Origin of the sequence: Mesorhizobium mediterraneum, assembly GCF_002284565.1 — a bacterium.
In the GTDB taxonomy this organism is placed as follows: domain Bacteria; phylum Pseudomonadota; class Alphaproteobacteria; order Rhizobiales; family Rhizobiaceae; genus Mesorhizobium; species Mesorhizobium mediterraneum.
Map to the genome: position 1 here is coordinate 436776 of NZ_NPKI01000046.1, position 22375 is coordinate 459150.

Consider the following 22375-nt stretch of genomic DNA (forward strand, 5'->3'; position numbering starts at 1 on the left):
GAGCCTTGTTCCTGGCGCGGGGCTTGTTCCAGCCGTATTTGAAGGCCAGTATCCGCCATGCCTTCAAGGCGCCCGTCCACTTCGATCCCGATCTGATCGCGACCGAAGGCGAGACATTTCCGTCGGGCTCGGTTGCGACCGGCCGAAACCGTCGGAGCTTTTGCTGCCGCCGACCTGACCAAAGCGGCAGCCCTCGAAGGCAATCGCGGCCTCAGTACGAAGTCGCAAGAGACGTGACTCGTCTCCTGATGGAAGGCGCAGGCTTTCCTCTCAGGAACTCGTCGCGCTTGAAGAGGGGGCAGGCCCGTGAGCGGGCTTTTGCCGAAACCAAAGCAAGATGCGAGGTCAAACGCGATGCAGTCTGTACCGAGGATTCCGGTATCCATCATCATTCCGAACTACAATTACGCGCGTTTCCTCAAACGCAGCATCGACAGCGCCCTGGAGCAGGACTACGCGGACGTCGAAGTCATCGTCGTCGACGATGCATCGCAGGACAATTCCACGACAATCATAGAATCATATCGCGGCGAGATCGTCGCGTGTGCGCGAGCGCAAAATGGCGGGCATGCGGCGGCATTCAACACCGGCTTTGCGGCAAGCTCCGGCAAGATCGTCCTCTTCCTCGACGCCGACGACTATCTCTATCCGACCGCCGTTTCCACGATCGTCGACACCTGGGATGCGGCAACGGCCCAGGTGCAGTCCAGGCTGCATATCGTCGACGAGCGGCAACGCATCAAGGACGTCTTTCCGCCGCCCGAATTGCCCTTCGACAGCGGCGACGTCATGCCGAAACTGCTGCACAAGGGCCGCTATCAGACAACCGTGACCAGCGGGCTGGCCTTTGACCGCGCAACCCTGGAATCGATCATGCCGATTCCGGAGCCGGAGTTCCGTCAGGGCGCCGACGGCTATCTTGCAACCCTGGCGCCCATGTATGGGCACGTCCAGTCCATCGAGGAATGCGTCGGCGCATACCGGATCCACGGCGCCAACCATTCGGTCTTCGGTGAAAAGCTCGCCGAGCGGGCGCGCTGGAGGGTAACCCACGATTTCCGCCGCATGCAGGCGTTGTCGGACCAGGCCTCCGAGATCGGCCTGACCATCGTGCCGTCGGAGGCTGTCCGCCACGATCCGGTCCACCTGGAAGAGCGACTGGCGTCGCTGTGCGCAGACAGGCGACTGCACCCCGTGGCCGACGATTCCCGGCTGGCGCTCGGGGCGGCCGGCGCCGTCGCCAGCCTCGAAATGACAGCGTCCCTGCGCCGGCGCGCCGTGCTTGCCGCGTGGTTCCTATCGGTCGGGGTGCTGCCGCGGAAAATGGCGACGGCGGTCTTGTCGTGGAAGCTTGACGCGTCGTCCAGGCCGGCGTTCCTCAGTCGTCTGTCCAAGACCATCCGTCACGCCATGGGATAGCTTGCCTTGATATAGCCCACCGACAGTCCGGCTCTGTTCGGCCGCTCATTCGACCAGAACATGCGCCTCCCGCGCGGCGCCGACAAACGCATCCCTGGCGATTTCGGTCGGAACGTCGCCGCTCATGGCCCGGCGGCATGCGCGCAGCGCGGCGCCATGTTGCAGGCTGCCGGCGTCGCGCCACTGGCCCGCCAGTAGTTCTACTGCCTGCTGTGCGCTCAAGATGTGTCGGGTCGCGCCGGCAATGCCGACCGAAACTGACACCGGCCTGGAAAACCATCCTTGATTCATGGTGAAGCCCCTGCTGTCGAACACTCTAAAACGCATCCGATGGCACAAGGTTTCCTTGTCACCAATCACCACGGCGTGAACCCGGTGATGGAGACGTCGCCCGCTGTTCCATCTCGGAAAGACAATCGGCGACGGCACTGCGATCTGACAGGGGCAGGCCGGCTATGATGCCTGATATGCGGAGCGTGAATGTGGACTCGCGATTCCTGGTCATCTATCCTTGCCCCATGTGTGGACGGGTCCACTAGCAGAATGTTCCTTGCCGGCTCCTGATCCACGAAGCGACGGGTAGTGAGGCCTCTTCTTTGATTTCCGGAGCTGACGATGCTCGATCCAGAAAAGGCCAGGGCCGCGTCCCAGTTGTTGGTGAGCCATTGGGAGAAGGGCACCCGTCTCGACGCCATACCCCAGGAGTTACGGCCACAAACGCGGATCGAAGGTTACGCTATCCAGTCGCATGTGATGGATCGTTCGGCGGCTCCGCTTTTCGGTTGGAAGATTGCCGCAACCAGTCTGGCCGGACAAAGGCACATCAACGTCGACGGCCCGATGGCCGGGCGTCTCCTGGCTGAAAAAGAGATTGAGGTCGGTGGGGCCATTTCCCTGGCGACGAGCAAGATGCGCGTGGCCGAGATCGAATTCGCTTTCCGTTCGGCCGCCAACTGCCGCCTCGTCCAGCACCCTATGAAATCGCTGAGGTGATGGATGCCGTAGCGGCCTTGCACCCCGCGATCGAAATACCGGACTCACGATACGACGATTTCTGCGCAGTCGGGGCGCCGCAGCTCATAGCGGACAACGCCTGTGCCAACCTGTTCGTCATCGGCCAAGCTGCAGAAGACGATTGGCGCGACGTGGATCTCGCGAAGCACCCGGTGGTCGCTTTCGTTTCTGGAAAATCGCAGCATAACGGAACGGGGGCAGCTGTATTGGGCGATCCTCGGATTGCGCTCACATGGATCGTCAATGAACTGTCGGGCCTGGGCATAGCACTCCAGCCGGGACAGATGGTGATAACCGGCACCTGTGTGACGCCGATAAGCGTCGAGGCCGGTGACAAAGTCACCGGCGATTTAGGCAGGTTTGGCCGCGTCTCGGTGAGTTTTGTCTAAGGCGCCCCGCGCAGCCTGACCACAACACTGCGCACCACAAGCACCAGCACCGTGATGATGATCAGGATCACCGAGAGTGCTGCGATCGCCGGGTCGATGTTGTCGCGCAGGCCCATCCACATCAGCCTTGGCAGCGTGATGGCGTTGACCGAGGTGATGAACAGGGTGACGCCGATCTCTTCCCATGAGAGCACGAAGGACAGCAGGGCTGCGGTGATGATGCCGAACTTGATGTTGGGCATGATGATGCGGGTGGCGCGCTCCCACACCGTGGCGCCGAGGCCGCGTGCGGCAAGGTCGATACGCCGGTCGAGCTGGCTTAGCGACACCAGGATCAGCACCGTGGCGAAGGGCACCGTCATCACCGCATGCGCCATGGCGACACCGAGCCAGGTGTCATAGCCGAAGAACGAGCTGACGCCGGAAATCGAGGTCAAAAGAAAGTAGAGCGTTATTGCCGAGACCACCGGCGGCACCACCATCGGCAGCAGCACGAAGCCGACGAGTGCGGCGGTGAAGCGCGGCTGGAACATCCACACACCAAGGCTGAAGCAGAGCGCCAGCACGGTGGAGAAAGCGCTGCTGACGACGCCGATCCTGATCGAGAGCAGGATCGAGTTGATCCAGCGCGGATCCTCGATCATCGCCCGGTAGTGGCGCAGCGACAATTCGCCCGACGGCATCGCCAGCATGCGGGTCGGCGTCAGCGACACCGGTATGACGGCAAGCAGCGGCAACAGCAGGAACAGCGCAACCAGGCCGGCGAGGATCAGCGAGACGGGGCCGGGGCGGTAAGTGGGCATCAGATCAGCTGCTTCGGTCTGACATAGCGGAACAGCAGCGCCATCAGCGCGCCGACGAACAGCACCAGCACGACGCTGATCGCAGCACCCAGGCCCCAGTCCGGGCTCTGGAAGATGCGGAGATAGATCAGCTCGGCGATCATCACGCTGCGGCCGCCGCCGAGGATCGCCGGCGTCACGAAGAAGCCGAGTGAAAAGACGAAGACGATCAGCGCCGAGCCGATGATGCCGGAGCGGGTCATCGGCACGAAAACCGACCAGAAGGTGCGCATGCGGCTGGAGCCGAGCCCGCGCGCCGCCAGCAGCACGCGGTCGTCGAGGCCGCGCATGGAAGACGCCAGCGGAAACACAGCGAAGGGAATGAGGAAATGCGTCATGCCGACGATGACGCCGAACTCGTTGCGCACCAGCGTCAGCGGTTCTGAGATGAAGCCGATCGCCTGCAGCCACGTGTTGAACAGGCCGCGATTGGAAAGCAGCGCCACCCAGCCGAAGGCGCGCGTCAGCACCGAGATCCAGAACGGCACCAGTATGCAGAACTCGGCGACCACGCGCTGCGCCGGCGTGCCGCGCACCCACACCACGGTGATGGCGTAGGCGGCGGCAACCGAAACAATCGTGACGATCGCCGCGATGCGCAGTGTGCGGACAAATACCGACTGCACCAGCGGGTCGCTAAGCAGCGTGCCATACTGGCCGAGCCCCGGCTCGGGCAGCGTGAAGCTCCAGTTCACGACGCCGAAGAATGGCCAGGCATAGGCGGCGCCAAGGAATAGGAGCAGCGGCGCCATCAATAGCGCCGCGCCCATCCTGTCGGAGAAGTATGCTTTCATCTCGGCCCGGTTTCCCCAGGCCTATCAGGCGGAGATGATCTTCGTGTACTCGTCGAGCGCGGCCCCGTAGTTCTTGGCGTACCACTCCATGTCGAGCGCGATCTGCTTCTTCATGTTTTCCGGATCGACCGGGTTGATGCGCTTCTTGTCGGCGGGGATCAGCGCGTCGGCGGCCGGATTGGCCGGACCCTGACCGAGCTTGTCGAACATAATGAGCTGCTTTTCCGGATCCTGGGCGCTGGCGATGAACTTCATCGCCGCGTCCTTGCCGCCGGGATTGCCCTTGAGCACGGCGAGCGCGCCGGGCGAGATCAGGCCCTGGTCCCAGATGAACTTGATCTTGCCGCCGGAATCCTGCTCGATCAGCGAGGCCCGGGTCGACCAGACGATCGCCATCGAGGCCTCGCCGTCGAGCAGCACGCTCTGGCTTTCGGCGCCGCCGCCCCAATAGGCGACGACATTCTCCTTGAAGGCGGCGATCTTGTCATGCGCGCGCTTGAGGTCGAGCGGGTAGAGCGAGGCCGGTGCGATGCCGTCGGCCAAAAGAGCGGCTTCCCAGCTCGACACGCCCCATTTGTAGAGCGAGCGCTTGCCGGGGAATTTCGCCACGTCGAAGAAATCGGCCATGCCGGTCGGCGCCTGGCTGCCGAATTTCTCGGAATCGTAGGCGATGACATAGGAGAAGAAATAGGTCGAGGCGGCGTGCTCCCAGCCGAAGCCCTCGCGCATCTTCTTCTTGTCGACGATCGAATAGTCGATCGGCTCGAGCATGCCCTGCGCACCGAGCGTGATGGCCGAGAACGGATCGACGTCGACCAGGTCCCAGGTCGGAGCGCCGCTCTTGAACTGCGCGGCGATAGCGCCTTCGGTCGGGCCGGAGCCGTCCATCTTGACGGTGATGCCGGTCTCCTTGGTGAAAGCCTGGCCATAGGCCGCATCATAGGCGGTGATGGCGTCGCCGCCCCAGTTGACAAGCACCAGTTGCTTGGCTTGCGCGAAGGCACCGGTCGAGCGCAGCAGCATCGGCGTGCCGGCCAGCACGAGTGCAGCCAGCTGCGTGAACTGCCGACGCGAGATTTCGCCGCGCGCCGCCCTGGCGGACAGCGTCTCGATGGAATGTTTCTTGGTTTCATTTGTCATGTCAGTTCCCCTTTTTTTGTCGTTGATATTTCCCGAAAGTAGCTTGGTGAATTTCAGCTTCGCCACGCCGATCGTCATTGTCCTCCGTCCGGAAGGAGGAAACCCTTTTCCGCCGGCCATGTCAGCCACACGGAATTGCCCTTGCTGAGTGCCGAGGCGGCGACCTCGTTCGGCACCGAGACCGTCACCTTGGCGCCCTGGCGCGTCGTCAGATCGAGCCGCGTCGCAGCGCCGAGATAGGTCGAGGCGACCGCGGTGGCGGCGATGCCGTTCTCGCCCGCCGCCGCTTCGGGCGCGATCGACATATATTCTGGCCGGATCGCCAGGATGGCATTGCTGCCGACGGCGCTGGCATTGCCGCGCAGGCTGATGGTGCGGTCTTCGCACAGGCCTGTGGCGCCATTGTCGGCATTGCGCACACCCTTCAGCGGCAGCATGTTGATCTCGCCGAGGAACTCAGCGACGAACCGGTTGGCCGGCCGGTCGTAGACCTCATCCGGCGCGCCGACCTGCAGCAATTTGCCATGGTTGAAGATGGCGACGCGCGACGACAGCGCCAGCGCCTCGCTCTGGTCGTGGGTGACGAAGACGAAGGTGGTGCCCGTTTCCTGGTGCAGCCGCTTCATCTCGGCCTGCATCTGGCCGCGCAGGCCCTTGTCGAGCGCCGAGAATGGCTCGTCGAGCAAAAGCACACCAGGCTCGAACACCAAGGCACGCGCCAGCGCCACGCGCTGCTGCTGGCCGCCGGACAATTGCGACGGCAGTTTCTTCTCGTGGCCCTTCAGTCCGACGCGCTCGATCATCTCGCCGACCCGGCGTTTGATCTCGTCCGACGATCTCTTGCGCACCTTGAGCGGGAAGGCGATGTTGGCCTCGACACTCATATGTGGGAACAGCGCATAGCCCTGGAACACCATGCCGGCGGCGCGCTGCTCGGCCGGTCGCTCGGTGATGTCGACGCCGTCGCTGTAAAGGCGGCCGTCGGTGGGCTGAATGAAGCCGGCAAGGATCATCAGGAAGGTGGTCTTGCCCGAGCCTGACGGACCGAGCAGGGTCAGGAACTCACCGCGGCCGATATCGAGCGTCAGATCGTCCAGCGCACGGAATGAGCCGAAGCTCTTGCCGATCCCGATTGCCTTGATCTCTGCGGCCCGGCCGGGTTGCTGCATCCTGCCTTTGTCCTCAATGCTGATTGAAATCGTAGGCAGGGCGGCGGCTTACCGCAACCGAATAGTTTTCGCCTGACCGGCAAATTTGATTCATCTATGCAGCTAATCTCCCCCCTCGAGGGGGAGATGTCGCCGAAGGCGACAGAGGGGGTCGCTGCGCGTGGAGTGGCGACTTCCTCTTTCTTTGAAAGCAGATCGGGCCGAGCCCAGTCGGACCAACCCCCTCTGGCCGCTTCGCGGCCATCTCCCCCCTCAAGGGGGGAGATTAACGCTGGTTCTCCGACAGCTTCGACCGCAACCATCCACTAAAAACATTCAGCACCGGATGCCCGGCCTTCGCATGCTCTGACACGAGAAAATACGACCGCGGTGATTTGATCGCGATGTCGAACGGGCGCACCAGCCGGCCTTCGCTCAGCGCCCGGCGGCTGGTCAGCTCGTCGCCCATGGCGATGCCCTGGCCGGCGATCGCCGCCGAGAAAACCAGGTTCATGTCGGAAAAGAAGATGCCGCCCTCGATGTCGGGATTCTCGACCTTCGACAGCGCCAGCCAGCGCGCCCAGTCCTCGGTGTCGCCGAGATGCAGGAGATTGGCGCGCAGCACGTCGGCGGGCTTGGAAAAGCCGCCGATCTTGTTGAGCAGCGTCGGGCTGCACAGCGGCGTGAACGAGATCTCGCACAACAGCTCGACGGCGCGGTTCGGCCAGTTGCCGACGCCGAAGGCGATAAAGGCGTCGGCCTCGGCATTGCTGACATCGTCCAGCCGCCGCGGCGTCAGGATGCGCAGCGCGACATCGGGGTACATCTGCCGGAATTCGCCAATGTGAGTGCACAGGAACAGCGAGGCGAAGCCCGGGGTGCAGCTGACGCTGAACGAGCCGCCGACGCCGGTGCCGGCATGGCGCGTCACCGCATCGCCCAGCACTGTCAGCGCCTTGCGCACGTCGCTGGCATAGCGCTGGCCGCGCGGCGTCAGCGCCACGCCCTTGCCGATGCGCTCGAGCAGGTCGAAGCCGAGATCGCGTTCGAGCAGGCGCAGCTGATGGCTGACGGCGCTGCGGGTCAGATGCAGTTCGTCGGCGGCGCGCCAGACGCTGCCGTGTCGGGCAAAACTGTCGAGGGCGCGCAGCGCCTGCGTCGATGGAATTCTCAAGAGGTGAACCGAATTTGCATGAGCCGGGAAAACATATCACTTTTTGGCGAGGCGCTTCACTGCTTTCTTTGACCGATGGAGGAACCGGTGACCACCTCAGCCCAAGCGACCGCGCTTGCCTGTCTGGACGACGTCCAGCCGTCGCTGTCGGCGTGGACGCGGACGATCTTCGATTTCGGCGAGACCGCCTGGCGCGAATACCAGTCGGCCGCCTGGTATGTCGAGCAGTTGAAGTACGAAGGCTTTTCCGTCGAGGAAGGCTCCGGCGGCATGCCCACCGCCTTCTGCGCCCACTGGACCAACGGCGCCGGGCCGACCATCGGCATGTACGCCGAATACGACGCTGTGCCGGGCAATTGCCAGGACGCGGCGACCGTCAAGCGACCGCGCGCGGGCCTCGGCGCTGAGGCCGGCGGCCACACCGATCCGCATTCCGGGCTCGGCATCGCCAGCCTCGGCGGGCTTTTGGCGACCAAGGCTGCAATGCAGCGCCACGGCATATCGGGCACGCTGCGCTTCACCGGCGAGCCGGCGGAGAAGGTGCGGGGATCGAAGCCGATCCATGCGGCAAAGGGCTACTACGATGGCCTCGCCGGCATGATCTCCTTCCATCCCTTCTACATGCTGCCGCTCTGCAACACGGCGCGCTGGGACACGCATTGCGGCGCGGCCTATGCGATGATCTACCGCTTTGTGTGCGACGAACCCGAAAATTGGGTTCGCGTAAGCGATGGCGCGCCGATCCCGCAGGCGCATTCGGCGGTGCGGGCGCCCGGCGCCAACGACGCGCTCATGATGATGTACATGGCCTCCAAGGCGCTGCGCGATTCCATGCTGTCGCACCAGGGCGGCTGGTCGATCAGCGAGGCGATCCTGACGGCAGGACAGGCGACCGCTGACAATCTGCCGACGGGGCTGGCCGAGATCCAGTACATGATCCGCGTGCCGACGCTTGCCATGGCCGAGCAGGTGGCCGCCGTGCTCGACCGCAATGCGGAAGCCGCCGCGAAAATGAGCGGCTGCCGCCATGAGCGGCACTGGGTGTCGAAATCGCGGCCGGGGCTGGCCAATCACGCAATGTCAGGCATCGCCTATGAGGCGCTGTCGACGGTCGGGCCGCCGCGCTGGGACGAGACGGCCAAGGCGATCGCCCGCGAAATCCAGGTCAATGCCGGCGGCGCGGCGACCGACGAGCCGTTCATCGCCGAGCTGGAGCAGCTGATTGCGCCGCATGACGCAGAGGCGATCCTGCGCCGCGACCTGCCGCCGTCGCAGCTCAATTCGACCTCCGACGACTACACCGACATGTCATGGCACACGCCGACGGCGCGGTTCTACGTCGCCCGCCCGGCGCTGCGTTCCGAGAATGGCCGCGCCTATCCGTCCTGGGCGATGAACGCGCTGGGCGGCATTTCTGCGACGATCGATCCGATGGTTACCTGCGCGTCGAAGACGATCGCGCTGGCAGCACTTCGCCTGCTGGAAGACAAGGCCGCCCGCGATGCGGCGATGGACGAATTCGTCGCCCGCACCGGTGGCGGCATCGGCGGCAGCAAATGGCTGGCGCCGCTCTGCGACTATGAGCCACCGATCCATTTCCGCTGGCCGGAATATGTCACCACCCCGCGCGGACGGGACTGGTGGATACCAAGCAACCCGCAAGCCGCGTGATCATCCAAGCCAGGAGAACCCCATGACCGTTCATGACCGCATCGTAGCAGAACCGTTTTCGTTGCAGCGTCGCAACCCGGCCGGCGGCACCAAGCCGCTGACCGGTTGGGGCTTTGCCAACGAGACCGATGTGCTGACCGACGTGCTGCTCGGCTCGCCGAATTTCCTGCGCCATCTCTCGACCAGCTCGCTGTCGCGAAAGCATCTGCGCGAGGCGCCCTGCAATGTCCAGATCGCGCAGGCGCAGCACAAGGACCTGGTCGCCGCCTACGAGCATTTCGGCGTCAACATCCATTGGCACGAGCCGACGCCGGAACTGCCGATGCAGGTCTACTCCCGCGATTCCAGCGTCATGACGCCGTATGGCGTCATCATCACCGCGATGGCCAATTGGTGGCGGCGCGGCGAGAACTACGCCGCGATCCGCACCTATGAGAAGCTCGGCATTCCGATCTACGACATGGTCACCGCGGGCACCTTCGAGGGCGGCGACTTCAACGTCATCGAGGACGGCGTGGTGCTGATCGGCTGCGGCGGCGCCCGCACGCAGGAGGAGGGCGCGCGCCAGGTCCAGGCCTGGTTCGACAAGGAGGGCTGGGAGACCCGCATCGCCTTCATCGACGAATATTATGTCCATATCGACCTGATGGTAGTGCCGATCGCCGAAAAGCTGACCGCCGTCTGCCTCGCCTGCACGGAGCCGGGCATCGTCGACTGGCTGAAGGGCAAGGGCCACGAGATCATCGACGTGCCGTTCCAGGATACGATGGCGCTCGGCTGCAACTTCATGTCGCTGGGCAAGGACAGGGTGATCGCGCCGACGTCCAGCCAGACGCTGATCGGTCAGCTCAAGGCGCGCGGCTTCGAGGTGGCGGCCATCGACATGAGCGAGATCTCGAAGACCGGCGGCGGCATCCACTGCATGGCGCAGGCGCTGAAGCGCGAGCCGGCCTGAGCGCCATTGTCAGCAACGTCGATCCCGCCTGGCTCGCGGCACGCGCCTACAGCACGATGAGCTTTCCCTTGCGCAGACGCCTGGCGCAACGATAGGCGAGGTCGGCGGCGACCATGTCTTCCATCGCAATGCCCATCGCCTTGTAGGTGGTGATCTGTTGATCCGAAACGCGGCCCGGCGCGCGGTCGATCAGCATGGCGCCAAGCTCGGTGCCGAAATCCGGATCGAAGCCGGCAAGCTCGCAAGAGCCTACCGGGGTCGGCTTGAATGCATCCTGGGTTTCGACAAAAAGACTGGATTTGCCGATGAGCTCGATCGGCATTTCACCGCCGGGTGGCGCCACCCCGACCGACGAGACATGCGTGCCCGGCTGGACCCAGCCGGCGTCGATCACCGGCTCGTAGGAGTGGGTCGCCAGGCACACCACGTCGGAACTGCGCACTGCCGCCTCGATGTCGGCGACCGCCACCACCGACGGATGTAGCCGGGCAAGCGCTGCCGCATCGTCGAAGCTCTTTGAAGCGACACGGATTTCGGCAAAGTCGCGCACCAGCGGCAACAGATGCAGGTGCTGGTTGGCCTGCACGCCGGCGCCGACCACGGTCGCAATCCTGGCGTCCCGGCGGGCAAGCGCGCGCACCGACAGCACGGCGGAGCCGGAGGTTCGCACCGCTGTTATGAAGGTGCCGTCCATGATGCAGACCGGCAGGCCGGACAGCGGATCGAACAGGCTGATGGTGGCGAGGTGGCTGGGCAAGTTCTTGGCCAGGTTGCCTTCGAAGACATTGACGATCTTGACGGTCAGGTTCATGCCCTCCATCCACGCCGGCATGGCGAGGCTGTAGCCGGCCCCGGGGATGTCGAGTTGTGGTCGGGGTGGATTGACGACCTTGCCTTGTGACAGCGCCTTGAAGCCGTCTTCCAGAACATCGAGAAGCTGGCTGAGGTCGATGCATTCCATCACGTCGGTTTCGCTCAGCACCAGGATCTCGGTCGCTCCCTTGCTGATTTCCGCCGCACTCTTGCCGGCTGGGCTGAACGCTTCCTTGGTCATCCTGCACTCCCTGTGTTCGTCGAATTGGCTCACCACGTTCGCTTTGAGTGGGTGAGGGAAGCGCAGGCTATTGCGGGGTTTTATGTGATGAAATACGTTTATTTTGACATCTCTGCGTGAAATTAGCATATAAATCCCTGAGATAGCGTGGATTGTGAGATGGGCGATCTCGACCAGATAGACCGCAGCCTGCTCCGGCTGCTGCAGGAGGACGGGCGCCGGACGACGCTTGATCTTGCCGGGCGTGTCGGGCTCTCGCCGACCGGAACCAGCCAGCGGGTGAAGCGGCTGTTCCGCGACGGGTTCATCACCGCGGTCAGGGCCGTGCTCGATCCGCGCAAGGTCGGCCGGGGAACGCTGGTGTTCATCGAGGTCCGGCTTGACCACACGGCGCCGCATGTCTTTGACCGCTTCGCCGAAGCCGTGGCGAAAGCTCCGGAGGTTCTGGAGTGCCATATGGTGGTTGGCGGTTTCGATTATCTGGTCAAGGCGCGGATCGCCGATATGGCGGTGTTCCAGGATTTCCTGCAGCGGGTCATCCTGCCACTGCCCGGCGTGCGCGAAACGCACACTTTCGCCTCCATCGCCGATGTCAAGCCGAACGCCCTCTTGCCGGTGTGATCAGGTGGAGGAGGAGAACGCTGTTCAGGGCGACCTGCATCGCATCTTTGCCATCTTATCGCTTCCCCTGGCGCGCCTCCGGGGCCGAGATGCCGGAGACCGGCTCTAGCCTTGCACGGTCAGCAGGTTCGCATCGCGCGCGAGCCGCCATGCACCATCCGCCTCCTTGCGCAGGAGCGTCAGCGCATATCCCGATCGATGGACCGGCTCGCCATTCGGCGGGGTCGCGGTCATGTCGATGCGGCTGCGGATGAAAGCCCAACTGCCGAGAAGCTGTAGTTCCACGATATCGCTCGTGCCGTCGATATGAACGCCGGCCGTCTCCTGCGCGGCTGCCGCGAAGATCTCCTTGTCGAAGGGCTCCCGGCCGGGAACCATGAAGATCGCGTCGTCCGTCATCAAGCTGAGGACGGTCGCGGTGTCTCCACGCTTGCTCGCATCCATCCACGTCTCGACCAGTTTTCGGATTGCTCTTTCGTCGTCCGTCATCCGTTATCTTCCTGGCTCCCCGCCGTCATCGGTACCGAACGGCGCTCCTCCCTCGCCGCAACATAGGGCACAGATCGCCCCGGTCATCGATTGCCGGTGTTTTATCGACGTCGCGCTGGGTGGGGCATGGTCCGTGAAATGGCAGGTCCGCGCCCTCTATGCCTACCGCCAACCGCCCGAGGCGGTGATGCGCTCGCCGGTCAGCCAGGACGCCTCGTCGGAGGCGAGGAACACCGCGATTCGGGCGATGTCGTCGGGCTGGCCGAAGCGGCCGAGCGGGGTCATGGCGATGACCTGCTTCTCGAACTCGCTGCCGACGATGCCGATCCGCTGCAGGCCTTCGGTGTCGACGCCGCCGGGCGCGATGGCGTTGACGCGGATGTTGCGGACGCCCAGTTCTCGCGACATCGACAGCGTGATCGAATCCACCGCGCCCTTGGTGGCGGCGTAGACCAGCGAGTTCGGCTGCGGGTTGAGGCTGGCGACCGAGCTTATGTTGATGACGCTGCCGCCTCCGGCGCCGAAATGGTTCACCGCTTCCCGGATGGTCAGGATGGTGCCCAGCACATTGGTGTCGAACTCACGGTGGAATTCGGCCTCGGTCACCGCTTCCAGCGGCTCGAATGCGAAGACGCCGGCGTTGTTGACCAGGATGTCCACCGCGCCGAACGACGATTTGGCGGCCTCGAACAGGCGGCGCACGTCGGCCGCTTGCGACACGTCACCGTGGACGGCAATGGCTCGGCCGCCTGCGGCCTTGATCGCGGCAACGACGCGGTCCGCACCTTCCCGCGACGAAGCATAGTTGACGACCACGGCGGCACCGGCCGCCGCAAGACCCTTGGCGATGCCGGCGCCGATACCCTTGGAGGCGCCGGTGACGATGGCCACCTTGCCGTTCAGCTTGCTCATCAAATCTCTCCTTCGTTGACGATGAGCGGTATTTAATAGTGATGGGATAGCGTATTAGGATCGCCTCGATCGGTTCTTTCGTGCCTGGGATTCTTGAATGACCACCATCCTCGAAAAGACCGCCGGTCTCGTCGCCTTCGTGCGCACGGTCGATGCCGGTTCGTTCCATGCCGCCAGCCGGCTGGTCGGCTCCAGCCCGTCGGCGGTGTCGAAGAGCGTAGCGCGGCTCGAGCGGCGGCTGGGCGTCAGGCTGATCCAGCGCTCGACGCGCCGCCTGGCACTGACCAGCGAAGGCCTCGCCTATTACGAGCGGGTCGCGCCTTTGCTGAGAGCGCTCGACGATGCCGAGGACATCGTCCAGATGGCCGATACGGCGCGCGGCCTGCTGCGCGTCACGGCATCCGTCGAACTCGGGCGCGGCCTGATCGCCGCATGGGCGCAAGCGTTCCTGGCTCAGCACGGCGAGGTGAAGCTCGAGCTCAGCGTCACCGACCGCCACGCCGACCTGATCCGCGAAGGCTATGACGTCGCGGTGCGCATGGGGGCGCTGTCGGACACCGGGCTCATCGCTCGCAAGATCGCCAATCTGCCGATCGTGCTGGTGGCGTCGCCCGCCTATGTCGAACGGCGCGGCCGGCCGGCCTCGATCGAGGATTTGCAGAACCACGACTTCGTCCGCTACCAGATGGCCGGCCGGCCTTATCCCGTCACCTTGGCCGACGGCACGGTGATCGTGCCGAACGGGCGACTCGACACCGATGACGGCGGCGCCATCCGGCAAGCGGCGCTTGCCGGAGCCGGCATCGCGCATCTGATGCAGTTTGCCGTGCAGGACGATCTCGACACCGGCCGTCTGGTCCGCATCCTGCCCGAGGTGGCGATGCCGACCATGCCGGTGCACATCGTCCATGCGTATGGGCGGCAGCTACCGGTCCGTGCCCGGCTGTTCGTCGACTTCCTGGCGAGCCAGATGGCGGCGCTGACGCGATAGGGCAGGCGCTCCGTGGCAAAGACAGCGGCGCTTCCTCGATGGCCATGCGGTAGCCTTTGAGCGTCGCTGCGTTGAAGTTTAATATCAAGCCCTGGCGCGGCGCGACGTAACGAGAATCCCTGTCCATCGAGCTAAAACGTAATCTTCACCGAAGCGGCGCTGCGGTTCGCCGGCCCGTGAAAGACGGCCTCGATGTTGTTGCCGTCGGGATCGAGCAGGAAGGCGGCATAGTAGCCGTGATGGTAGTGCTGCCGCTCGCCCGGTGCGCCATTGTCCGTGCCGCCGCCATCGAGGCCGGCCTTGTAGAAGGCGTCGACCATCGCGCGGTCCTTTGCCTGGAAGGCAAGGTGGTGGCGCCCGGTCAGTTGCCCGTTGGCCGCCCGGCTGTCGATGCTGGAGACGAACAGCTCGTCGGCCCAGAAATAATCCTCGGCGCTGCCGCCGATGGGAACGTCGAGCACCTTGAAAACCGCCTCGTAGAAGCGGCGGCTGGCCTTGAGATCCCTGACCACCAGCTGGACGTGGTCGATGAGACGGCCGCGATGAAGTTCCATGCCTGTTAGCTCCTGATCGCCAGGTTGGAAATCTAGCTCAGGACAGTGCACGGTCAATGCAATGGAGCAATTGAGTGGGGCGATTTCCCGACTGGATAAAAAACGCAACCGGATTGTAGGATTCGAAATGTCGCCATCGTCCTTCGGACGCAAGCGGTGTGACGAAGCTCGAAAGAAGTCGCGCCGTGTCCAAACGATCTCGGGAGAAAAACATGAGCCTTTCCTATCGTTGGGTCATCGTCGCGGCAGGTGCTGTGATGACCTGTGTCGCCCTCGGGGCGATGTTCTCGCTGGCGATTTTCCTCGAACCGATGGCGCTCGACACAGATTGGTCGCGCGCCGGCATATCGAGCGCTATGACGCTGAACTTCCTGGTAATGGGCCTCGGCGGCTTCGCCTGGGGCGCCATTTACGATCGCTACGGCGCCCGCATCGTGGTGATGACAGGTGCGTTGCTGCTCGGGCTGGCGCTGGTGCTGGCCAGCCGCACCGGCTCGCTGCTTGTCTTCCAGATCACCTATGGCGTGCTCGTCGGCCTGGCGGCAAGCGCCTTCTTCGCGCCGATGATCGCGCTGACCGCCGCTTGGTTCGACACCAATCGCAGCTTGGCCGTTTCCCTGGTCTCGGCGGGCATGGGCGTGGCGCCGATGACGATCTCGCCCTTCGCGCAATGGCTGATCACGGCCTATGACTGGCGCACCGCCATGTTCGTCATCGGCGTCGCGGCATGGGCGCTGCTGGTGCCGGCCGCATTGCTGGTGCGCCAGCCGCCCAAGCCTGCCGCCGACGGCGCAGCCGCCGATATTGCCGCCAACGATACCGGCATGTCAGTTCCACAAGCGTTCCGCTCGCCGCAATTCATCGTTCTGGCACTGACCTTCTTTGCCTGCTGCGCGGCGCATTCCGGGCCAATCTTCCACATGGTGAGCTATGCGATGCTGTGCGGCATAGCGCCGATGGCGGCGGTCAGCATCTACAGCATCGAGGGCCTGGCCGGCTTAGGCGGCAGGCTTCTATACGGCGTGCTTGCCGACCGGCTGGGGGTCAAGCCGGTGCTGATTACCGGTCTGGCGATACAGTCCGTGGTCATCGCAGCCTATCTCGCCGTCAGCGAGCTTGGTCAATTCTACACGCTCGCCATCATCTTCGGCGCCACCTATGGCGGCGTGATGCCGCTCTATGCGGTGCTGGCGCGCGAATATTTCGGCCAGCGCATCCTCGGCACGGTGTTTGGTGCCGTCACCATGCTGTCCAGCATCGGCATGGCCTTCGGCCCGCTCGCCGGCGGCATGGTGTTCGATGCCTATGCCAGCTATTCCTGGCTGTTCATCGGCTCGGCCCTTGTCGGGCTCGGCGCGGTGGCGGTGGCGATCGCCTTCCCGCGGCTGCCGCGCAGGGAGTTGCAACCGGCGTAAGGATTGGCCGAGAGTGGGCGCAGGGGGTCAAAAGTGGACATAAACTATGCCGGCTTTTGTCCCCCCAACTACGAGACCCGATCGGCAACGATGGGAGCTTTGTGCTCTGTTTAGGTCAGGTCTGTGGGCCTGTTTCCTCTTGATTAGCGATCGATCATGCTGCATTGCAGCGCGCTCGCGCCAATACGAAGTGTGGATAAGTCGGGGATTCGGACGCAAAACTGCCAAAATAGGCAATTTCGGGCGGTTTTCGCGCATTTCGCAGGCGTACCTCACGCGACTATTTCAGTCACGTTAACATTTTGTGTTGCGGCGCAGCATTTTTTTCCTATCGTCGGGCTTGGGGCATTCGATGGCGTGAAGAGACTCTCCTTGGCAATTCTCCCTGGAGGCCCGGTGAAGCGTGGTGTTGAGGCAATCTGCAATCTGGTGGACCCACTGGCGGGGATTGGCGCAGAGCCATTCGATCGCCCCGCCCGAACCTCCGCAAGCCGTGCGAGACGCAGCGCTTCGAGCGAAAACGATCAGCGCCATTGCGCAGGCGCCGCTGTCCGCAGAGTGAGCAGCGGCGAACACGATCGGCGGCAACAATTTCAGCGGAGACATCCAACTGGCGGACGCGGCCGATGAGACGCGACACGCAATTGGACGCGCTAAGGGCCATCGCGGTGACGATGGTGATGTATTCGCATTTCTTTGCGGCGGGAGGGTCTTCCTTCTGGGGCCACATCGGCGTGCGATTGTTCTTCGTGCTGAGCGGGTTTCTGATCACGCGCCTTCTTCTGGACGCGCGCTCGGCCGCTGAATTCGAAACCGCACCGGCGCTAAGATCCTTCTACATCAGGCGGGCGCTGCGTATATTTCCTCCCTACTTTGCTGTGTTGGGCTTCGTTTGGCTGGTTGACCTGGAGCAGTCGAGGGGATCGCTGGTCTGGCATGCGCTTTATCTGTCGAACTTCTGGTTCGCGCTGCGCAATGAATGGACGCCGTGGGTCCTCGCCCATCTTTGGAGCCTGAGCATCGAGGAGCAGTTCTATATCGTCTGGCCATTGATCGTCTTGCTGGCGCCGCTCCGGCGTCTTCAATCGATCTGCATCGGCGTCATCCTGCTGTCGTTGTCGTATCGCTTTTACTGGCCTATCGCTGGAAGTCCCGACCTCGCCCGCGACCTGCTTCCGCCGGCATCGATGGACGCGCTGGCGTCAGGCGCGCTGCTTGCAGTCTACCGAACCAGAACCGCTGGCTTGCCGCAGTGGCTGCGATTTGGCTGGCCGGCACTCGCGGCCGCGTTTTTCGTCCTGCAGTGGCTTGCGCCGATGCCGGCAAATCCCGTGCAGGAATGGGGCCGCTGGCTGCTGCTGGAAGTCCTGCCTCTCGCGCCGCTTGTGGTGGTCGTTGCGAGCTGCTCGTCCGGCCTTGGCGGTTATCGGGGGAGGCTTCTCGAACTGCCGCCACTGCTGGCGCTTGGCCGCGTCAGCTATGGCGTTTACCTATACCATCCGATCGTCCTGTCGCTCGCGGTCATGTCCCAGCCCTGGATCCCGCTCAACGTCTCGGAGCAAGGGCCGGGGCGGTTCCTGGTTGCGGGAACGGCGACCCTCATCGTGGCTTCAGTCTCATGGCTGTTTTTCGAAAAGCCGCTCAACAGCCTCAAACGCTACTTTCCCTATGTTGCGCCAAGAGCCGGCACGGTCATCCCAGCAGGTGTCAAAACGGACGGTGGCGGGTGGCTCGGGAGGACAGCAGGAGCCCGTTTCAGTGGCCCGCTTGATGGCCGCACATCATCCTTGGCACGCGACCTCCCGCGAACGGATCGGAGCTGACCATGGCCGCTCCCTTGGTCTCCGTTCTGCTGCCGATCTACAATGCCGGACCTTATCTGGCCGCCGCGCTCGGCAGCATCTTGCGGCAGGATTACGATCGCCTGGAGATCATCGCGATCGATGATGGATCGACGGACAACTCCCTGCAGATCCTGCAGAAGTGCCGCCAGACCGACGATCGCATCTCCATCATCTCACGAGAAAACCGCGGCCTGATCACAACCCTGAATGAAGGGCTGGCTGTGGCTCAGGGTGATCTGGTCGCCAGGATGGACGCGGACGATATCGCCTATCCCTGGCGCCTGTCGCGTCAGGTAGCGCTCTTCAACCAGCGACCCGACCTTGCTCTGTGTGGCGCGGGCGTGGATTTCCTGCTTGGCAACCGCATCGTCAAGGGCTTGCCCGATCCGGCGCTCCAAGAAAATCTCCTTCGGATATTGTCGAGGTTCTTCACGATATTCATGCATCCTACAGTGGTCTATAATAGGAACGTCATAAAGGGCGGCGATCTATATTACGACGAGAGCTACAGGCACGCCGAAGATTTCGATCTCTTCAGACGGCTTACCGACCGTTACCCGGCCGCAATGATCCCCGAAAACCTGATTGCCTATCGTATCCATGGCGATAGCGTGACGAACCGGCACAAGGGGGAAATGCGGAGGACACATTTGAAGATCGTGGCCGAGACCCTTGAGCGGGAAGGCCTCGCGCCAAACACGCGGGACCTGCGCGACATCGGCGATGCCGTATCAACGGATACGGTACGCCGTGCCGCCGAATGGCTTCTGGCACTGGAAGAGAGAATTTCCGGACTGCCAGCGGAAACGAGGCCTAGCTATGAGGCCGGCACGCTGAACCTGTTCTATTTCCTCTACCAACTCATATCAGATGAGATGCAACCGCTGTTGACGCACGAGTTCCTGACGCGGACCGCGAAATGGGACCTCATTCGGCGTCGCGAGCGGTACGCATTGCGTGCTGGCGCTTACGCGCCGCGGTTCAGCCTCGTCTCGATGTCGGCGACCAGGCAGGTCGACGCCTTGTCGCGGTACTTGCAGTCCGTGCCGGCCGCAGCGGTTCTGCCTTCCCTCGGGTCGAGCTAGAATGACAGTCAAATCCCACCAGCTTCTGCAGCACAACCGCGCGACGATGCCTGCGCCCATTTCGGTCGGGTCGCAGCATGGACCAGCGCCCGAGGTCAGCTTCATCGTCTGCACACGCAACCGCGTTGCGGTGCTTGAGCCTTGCATCAAGTCGATCCAGGCCGCGTGCCGTGCCCGTCCTGCCTTCGCGGCCGAACTCGTGGTTGTCGACAACGGCTCGACCGACCGCACGGCAGAGCGCCTGGCCAGCATCGCCGAACTGTCGGACATTCCATTGAAGGCTATTTGCGAGCCACGACCCGGATTGGCGGCGGCCCGCAACGCCGGCCTGGCGCGCGCACGAGGCCGTGTGCTGGTCTTCGTCGATGATGATTGCCAGGTCCATGGTGACTACCTCAGCGATTTGCAGCGACACTATACGACCGGGGAACGGGTCGTCCGGGGAGGCCGCGTCGAGATCGGCGATGCCAGGGATCTGCCGTTCACGATCAAGCGGTCGCCGGTCCGCGAGCGGCTTACATCAGATGTTCATCCCGGCGGCTTTGTGCTGGGATGCAACATGACGATGCACCGCGATGTTGCGGCCCGTATCGGGCTTTTCGACGAGCGGTTCGGCGCCGGCGGCCCGCTGCGCTCCGCGGAAGATACGGATTACCTTGTGCGAGCGGTGCTGCTCGGCATCCCGGTCGAATATGTGCCTGATATGACGATCTTCCACCATCACGGCCGGCGAGATCGCAAAGCCATCGAAAAACTCCACCGCGACTACAGCATGGGCAATGGCGGGCTGTGCCTGAAACATATTCGCCGTGCGCCCTGGCTGCTTCGCCATTTCTACTGGGCAGTCAGATCGGCATTCCGGGAATTGGTGAAGGGTCCTGCGTTCGATCGCGAACTCAAGCTGTCGCACTGGCCGATCGTCGTCATGAATATGCTCGGCGCGGCCAAGTTCGCGGTGCTTTTGCTGGCGAGATGGCCGCAGGCGCCGCAAGTGCGGCGGGATCAACAAGCACAGGATCAACAGGCACAGGATCAACAGGCAAATGCCGAGGCGAGGGTGAATACGCCATAATGCGACTGGTACCGCCGAGCCTGCCGATGCTGCGCCGCGCGCTTGGAAGGAAGCAGTTGCGCCTGCTTCCCGCCGTGGTGCTTCTCGGCCTTGTCAGCGCCGCCCTTGAAGGCTTCGGCATAGGTTTGATCATCCCCTTGCTGGGCATCATCATGGGGCAGGGGGATCAAGCTGGTATGGCTGGCTTCTCGGCTGTCTTCCAGCACTTCGGATCTGACTTGAGCGAGGCCAACCGACTGATCGTCATCTCGGCCGCCATCCTCGGCGCAATCGTCCTGAAGAACATCTTCGCCTTCGCAAACACGCTGCTGACGACTTTCATCTATGGCAAAGCCAGCCATTCGATCCGCAGCGCGCTGTCGGAGCAGCTGCTGCGGGTGGGTTACCCATTCTTCCTCCAGCAAAGCCCCGGAAGGCTGCTCAACATCATCTCCAACGAATCCTGGCGGGCATCGGATGCGATCCAGATCATGCTGGCGGCCATCGTCAGCGCCTCGGCTGCAATCATCCTGCTGGTCTTTCTGCTCCTGCTTTCCTGGCAGATGACGCTGTTGGTCACGCTGGGGCTGGTCCTCGTTCAGATCGCGCACGCCGTGCTCTCAGCCAATTTGAAGGCGCCCAGCCGCAGCGTCGCCTCGCGCAACAGTGATCTCGCCTCGCAGATGCTCCACCTCGTGCATGCCGGGCGTCTGATCCGCATTTTCGGACAGGAGAGCCGCGAGAAGGCGGTATTCGATCGGGCATCGGATGGGGTTCGCCGCGCTGCTTTCGTCCTGCTTACCCGTCAGGGCGCGTTGCCGCCGCTGACCGAGGTCCTCCACGCGATGCTGTTTCTGGCGGTGGTGATCGGCGCCTGGTTCGTGGGCGTGAGTTTCCCGTTGATCGTCGCGTTCGTCATCCTGCTCTACAGGCTGCAGCCGTATATGCGGGCTTTGCAAATGGCCTGGAGCCAGTTGCAGGGCTTGAGCGGATCGCTTGAAGAGGTGGTCTGGATGCTGGATCCATCCGACAAGCCCGAACCTCCGCAAGGCAGCGGACTCTTTCGCGGCTTGGGCCAGGGAATCAAGTTCGATGACGTGACCTTTACCTATTCCGGCAAGGACCGGCGCGCCGTGGTGCTGCATTCGGCGGCTTTCGAAATCCGCAGCGGCCGCTCGACGGCGCTGATCGGCCGGTCAGGCGCGGGCAAGACGACAATCGTCAATCTCCTGTGCCGCTTTGTCGAACCTGATACCGGTAGAATTCTGGTCGATGGATCACCCCTCGACCAGATCGATCCCAGCCAATGGCGAAGGCATATCGCGCTTGCCAGCCAGGACCTGGAACTGGTGGATGGCACCATCTTTGAAAACATAATCTACGGGCAGGACGAGGCGTCGGCCGGCGACGCCGAGCGCGCTGCGAGGCTGGCCGAAGCACATGAATTCATTGAACATTTGCCGCAAGGCTACGAGACGATCGTCGGCTACAGGGGCGTCAATCTTTCAGCGGGACAGCGGCAGCGGATCGCACTGGCGAGAGCTCTGGTGCGCGATCCCGACATCCTCATCCTGGACGAAGCCACCAATGCGGTGGACGGGCTGTCGGAAGCGGCAATCGTCGAAACCTTGAAATCGAGGGCAGGCCGCCGCACGACCATAGTCATCAGCCATCATCACAGCACCATCTCGTTCTGCGACGACGTGGTGATCCTGAGCGGCGGGCGTGTAAAAAAGCAGGCGCCTTTCGCCGCTCTGGCATCGCTCAGCATGGATGAGCTCTATCAGCATGAACCGCTCGACTGACGAGGGCT

Annotated in this window: 20 protein-coding genes and 1 pseudogene; 11 read left to right on the top strand and 10 right to left on the bottom strand. The window is 63.3% G+C overall.

The genetic code is table 11. From position 1 onward, the window contains the following. Positions 1-354 precede the first annotated feature (354 nt). Entirely contained in the window at positions 355-1419 is a 1065-nt protein-coding gene (locus CIT25_RS32680) for a glycosyltransferase family 2 protein (protein ID WP_095489191.1), read from the top strand. Positions 1420-1464: 45 nt separating this feature from the next. On the opposite strand, the gene CIT25_RS32685 is transcribed toward CIT25_RS32680, so the two are convergent. Then, a complete protein-coding gene (locus CIT25_RS32685; RefSeq protein WP_342587128.1) occupies positions 1465-1782 on the bottom strand; it encodes a DUF982 domain-containing protein in 318 nt (105 codons plus the stop codon). A gap of 252 nt (positions 1783-2034) precedes the next feature. Between CIT25_RS32685 and CIT25_RS32690 the strand changes: the two are divergent. Next, positions 2035-2822: pseudogene (locus tag CIT25_RS32690) on the top strand (2-keto-4-pentenoate hydratase). On the opposite strand, the gene CIT25_RS32695 reads toward CIT25_RS32690, so the two are convergent. The 5 genes from CIT25_RS32695 to CIT25_RS32715 form a co-directional block, all read right to left on the bottom strand. Beyond that, positions 2819-3625, bottom strand: coding sequence for an ABC transporter permease (locus CIT25_RS32695; protein WP_095489192.1), 807 nt, complete (start codon positions 3623-3625; stop codon positions 2819-2821). The pseudogene CIT25_RS32690 and the gene CIT25_RS32695 sit on opposite strands and share 4 nt — an antisense overlap. Further along, entirely contained in the window at positions 3625-4458 is an 834-nt protein-coding gene (locus CIT25_RS32700; protein ID WP_095489193.1) for an ABC transporter permease, read from the bottom strand. Before CIT25_RS32700 ends, CIT25_RS32695 begins: the two co-directional genes overlap by 1 nt. Before the next feature lie 24 nt (positions 4459-4482). Next, positions 4483-5598 (bottom strand): ABC transporter substrate-binding protein, encoded by a 1116-nt coding sequence (locus CIT25_RS32705; RefSeq protein ID WP_095489272.1) that lies wholly within the window; start codon positions 5596-5598, stop codon positions 4483-4485. A 74-nt stretch (positions 5599-5672) separates the two neighbouring features. Beyond that, positions 5673-6767 carry an ABC transporter ATP-binding protein gene (locus tag CIT25_RS32710; protein WP_095489194.1) on the bottom strand — a complete coding sequence of 365 codons (1095 nt, stop codon included), beginning with the start codon at positions 6765-6767 and terminating at the stop codon, positions 5673-5675. Between the two features lie 265 nt (positions 6768-7032). Then, positions 7033-7920, bottom strand: coding sequence for a LysR substrate-binding domain-containing protein (locus CIT25_RS32715; RefSeq protein ID WP_095489195.1), 888 nt, complete (start codon positions 7918-7920; stop codon positions 7033-7035). Between the two features lie 75 nt (positions 7921-7995). Between CIT25_RS32715 and CIT25_RS32720 the strand changes: the two genes are divergently transcribed. Both CIT25_RS32720 and CIT25_RS32725 read left to right on the top strand, forming a co-directional pair. Then, on the top strand, positions 7996-9591 hold the full coding sequence (locus tag CIT25_RS32720) for an amidohydrolase (RefSeq protein ID WP_167391109.1): 1596 nt from the start codon (positions 7996-7998) through the stop codon (positions 9589-9591). A 22-nt stretch (positions 9592-9613) separates the two neighbouring features. Next, the gene (locus tag CIT25_RS32725; protein WP_095489196.1) at positions 9614-10546 is read left to right on the top strand and encodes a dimethylarginine dimethylaminohydrolase family protein; all 933 of its coding nucleotides are present in this window, start codon (positions 9614-9616) and stop codon (positions 10544-10546) included. 46 nt (positions 10547-10592) lie between these two features. Here CIT25_RS32725 and CIT25_RS32730 read toward each other — a convergent pair whose 3' ends face one another. After that, positions 10593-11600 (bottom strand): ornithine cyclodeaminase family protein, encoded by a 1008-nt coding sequence (locus CIT25_RS32730; protein ID WP_095489197.1) that lies wholly within the window; start codon positions 11598-11600, stop codon positions 10593-10595. A gap of 159 nt (positions 11601-11759) precedes the next feature. Between CIT25_RS32730 and CIT25_RS32735 the strand changes: the two genes are divergently transcribed. Then, on the top strand, positions 11760-12221 hold the full coding sequence (locus CIT25_RS32735) for an Lrp/AsnC family transcriptional regulator (protein ID WP_095489198.1): 462 nt from the start codon (positions 11760-11762) through the stop codon (positions 12219-12221). A gap of 105 nt (positions 12222-12326) precedes the next feature. Here CIT25_RS32735 and CIT25_RS32740 read toward each other — a convergent pair whose 3' ends face one another. After that, the gene (locus CIT25_RS32740) at positions 12327-12710 is read right to left on the bottom strand and encodes a YybH family protein (RefSeq protein ID WP_095489199.1); all 384 of its coding nucleotides are present in this window, start codon (positions 12708-12710) and stop codon (positions 12327-12329) included. A 162-nt stretch (positions 12711-12872) separates the two neighbouring features. After that, positions 12873-13622 carry an SDR family NAD(P)-dependent oxidoreductase gene (locus CIT25_RS32745; protein WP_095489200.1) on the bottom strand — a complete coding sequence of 250 codons (750 nt, stop codon included), beginning with the start codon at positions 13620-13622 and terminating at the stop codon, positions 12873-12875. Positions 13623-13719: 97 nt separating this feature from the next. Between CIT25_RS32745 and CIT25_RS32750 the strand changes: the two genes are divergently transcribed. Further along, complete coding sequence (locus CIT25_RS32750; RefSeq protein WP_095489201.1) at positions 13720-14613, top strand: LysR family transcriptional regulator; 894 nt, start codon at positions 13720-13722, stop codon at positions 14611-14613. A 131-nt stretch (positions 14614-14744) separates the two neighbouring features. Here CIT25_RS32750 and CIT25_RS32755 read toward each other — a convergent pair whose 3' ends face one another. After that, positions 14745-15167: a VOC family protein gene (locus tag CIT25_RS32755; RefSeq protein WP_095489202.1), complete on the bottom strand. Its 423-nt coding sequence runs from the start codon at positions 15165-15167 to the stop codon at positions 14745-14747. 212 nt (positions 15168-15379) lie between these two features. Here CIT25_RS32755 and CIT25_RS32760 point away from each other — a divergent pair, with 212 nt between their 5' ends. The 5 genes from CIT25_RS32760 to CIT25_RS32780 all read left to right on the top strand — a co-directional run bounded on the left by CIT25_RS32760 (position 15380) and on the right by CIT25_RS32780 (position 22367). After that, on the top strand, positions 15380-16582 hold the full coding sequence (locus CIT25_RS32760) for an MFS transporter (RefSeq protein ID WP_095489203.1): 1203 nt from the start codon (positions 15380-15382) through the stop codon (positions 16580-16582). Positions 16583-17208: 626 nt separating this feature from the next. Beyond that, positions 17209-18405, top strand: a complete 1197-nt coding sequence (locus CIT25_RS32765) for an acyltransferase family protein (protein WP_095489204.1) — start codon at positions 17209-17211, stop codon at positions 18403-18405. A gap of 2 nt (positions 18406-18407) precedes the next feature. Continuing rightward, positions 18408-19511 carry a glycosyltransferase family 2 protein gene (locus CIT25_RS32770; protein WP_095489205.1) on the top strand — a complete coding sequence of 368 codons (1104 nt, stop codon included), beginning with the start codon at positions 18408-18410 and terminating at the stop codon, positions 19509-19511. Position 19512: 1 nt separating this feature from the next. Further along, positions 19513-20583: a glycosyltransferase family 2 protein gene (locus CIT25_RS32775; protein WP_095489206.1), complete on the top strand. Its 1071-nt coding sequence runs from the start codon at positions 19513-19515 to the stop codon at positions 20581-20583. Further along, positions 20583-22367, top strand: a complete 1785-nt coding sequence (locus CIT25_RS32780) for an ABC transporter ATP-binding protein (protein ID WP_095489207.1) — start codon at positions 20583-20585, stop codon at positions 22365-22367. The genes CIT25_RS32775 and CIT25_RS32780 overlap by 1 nt, the downstream gene beginning before the upstream one ends. Positions 22368-22375: the final 8 nt, after the last annotated feature.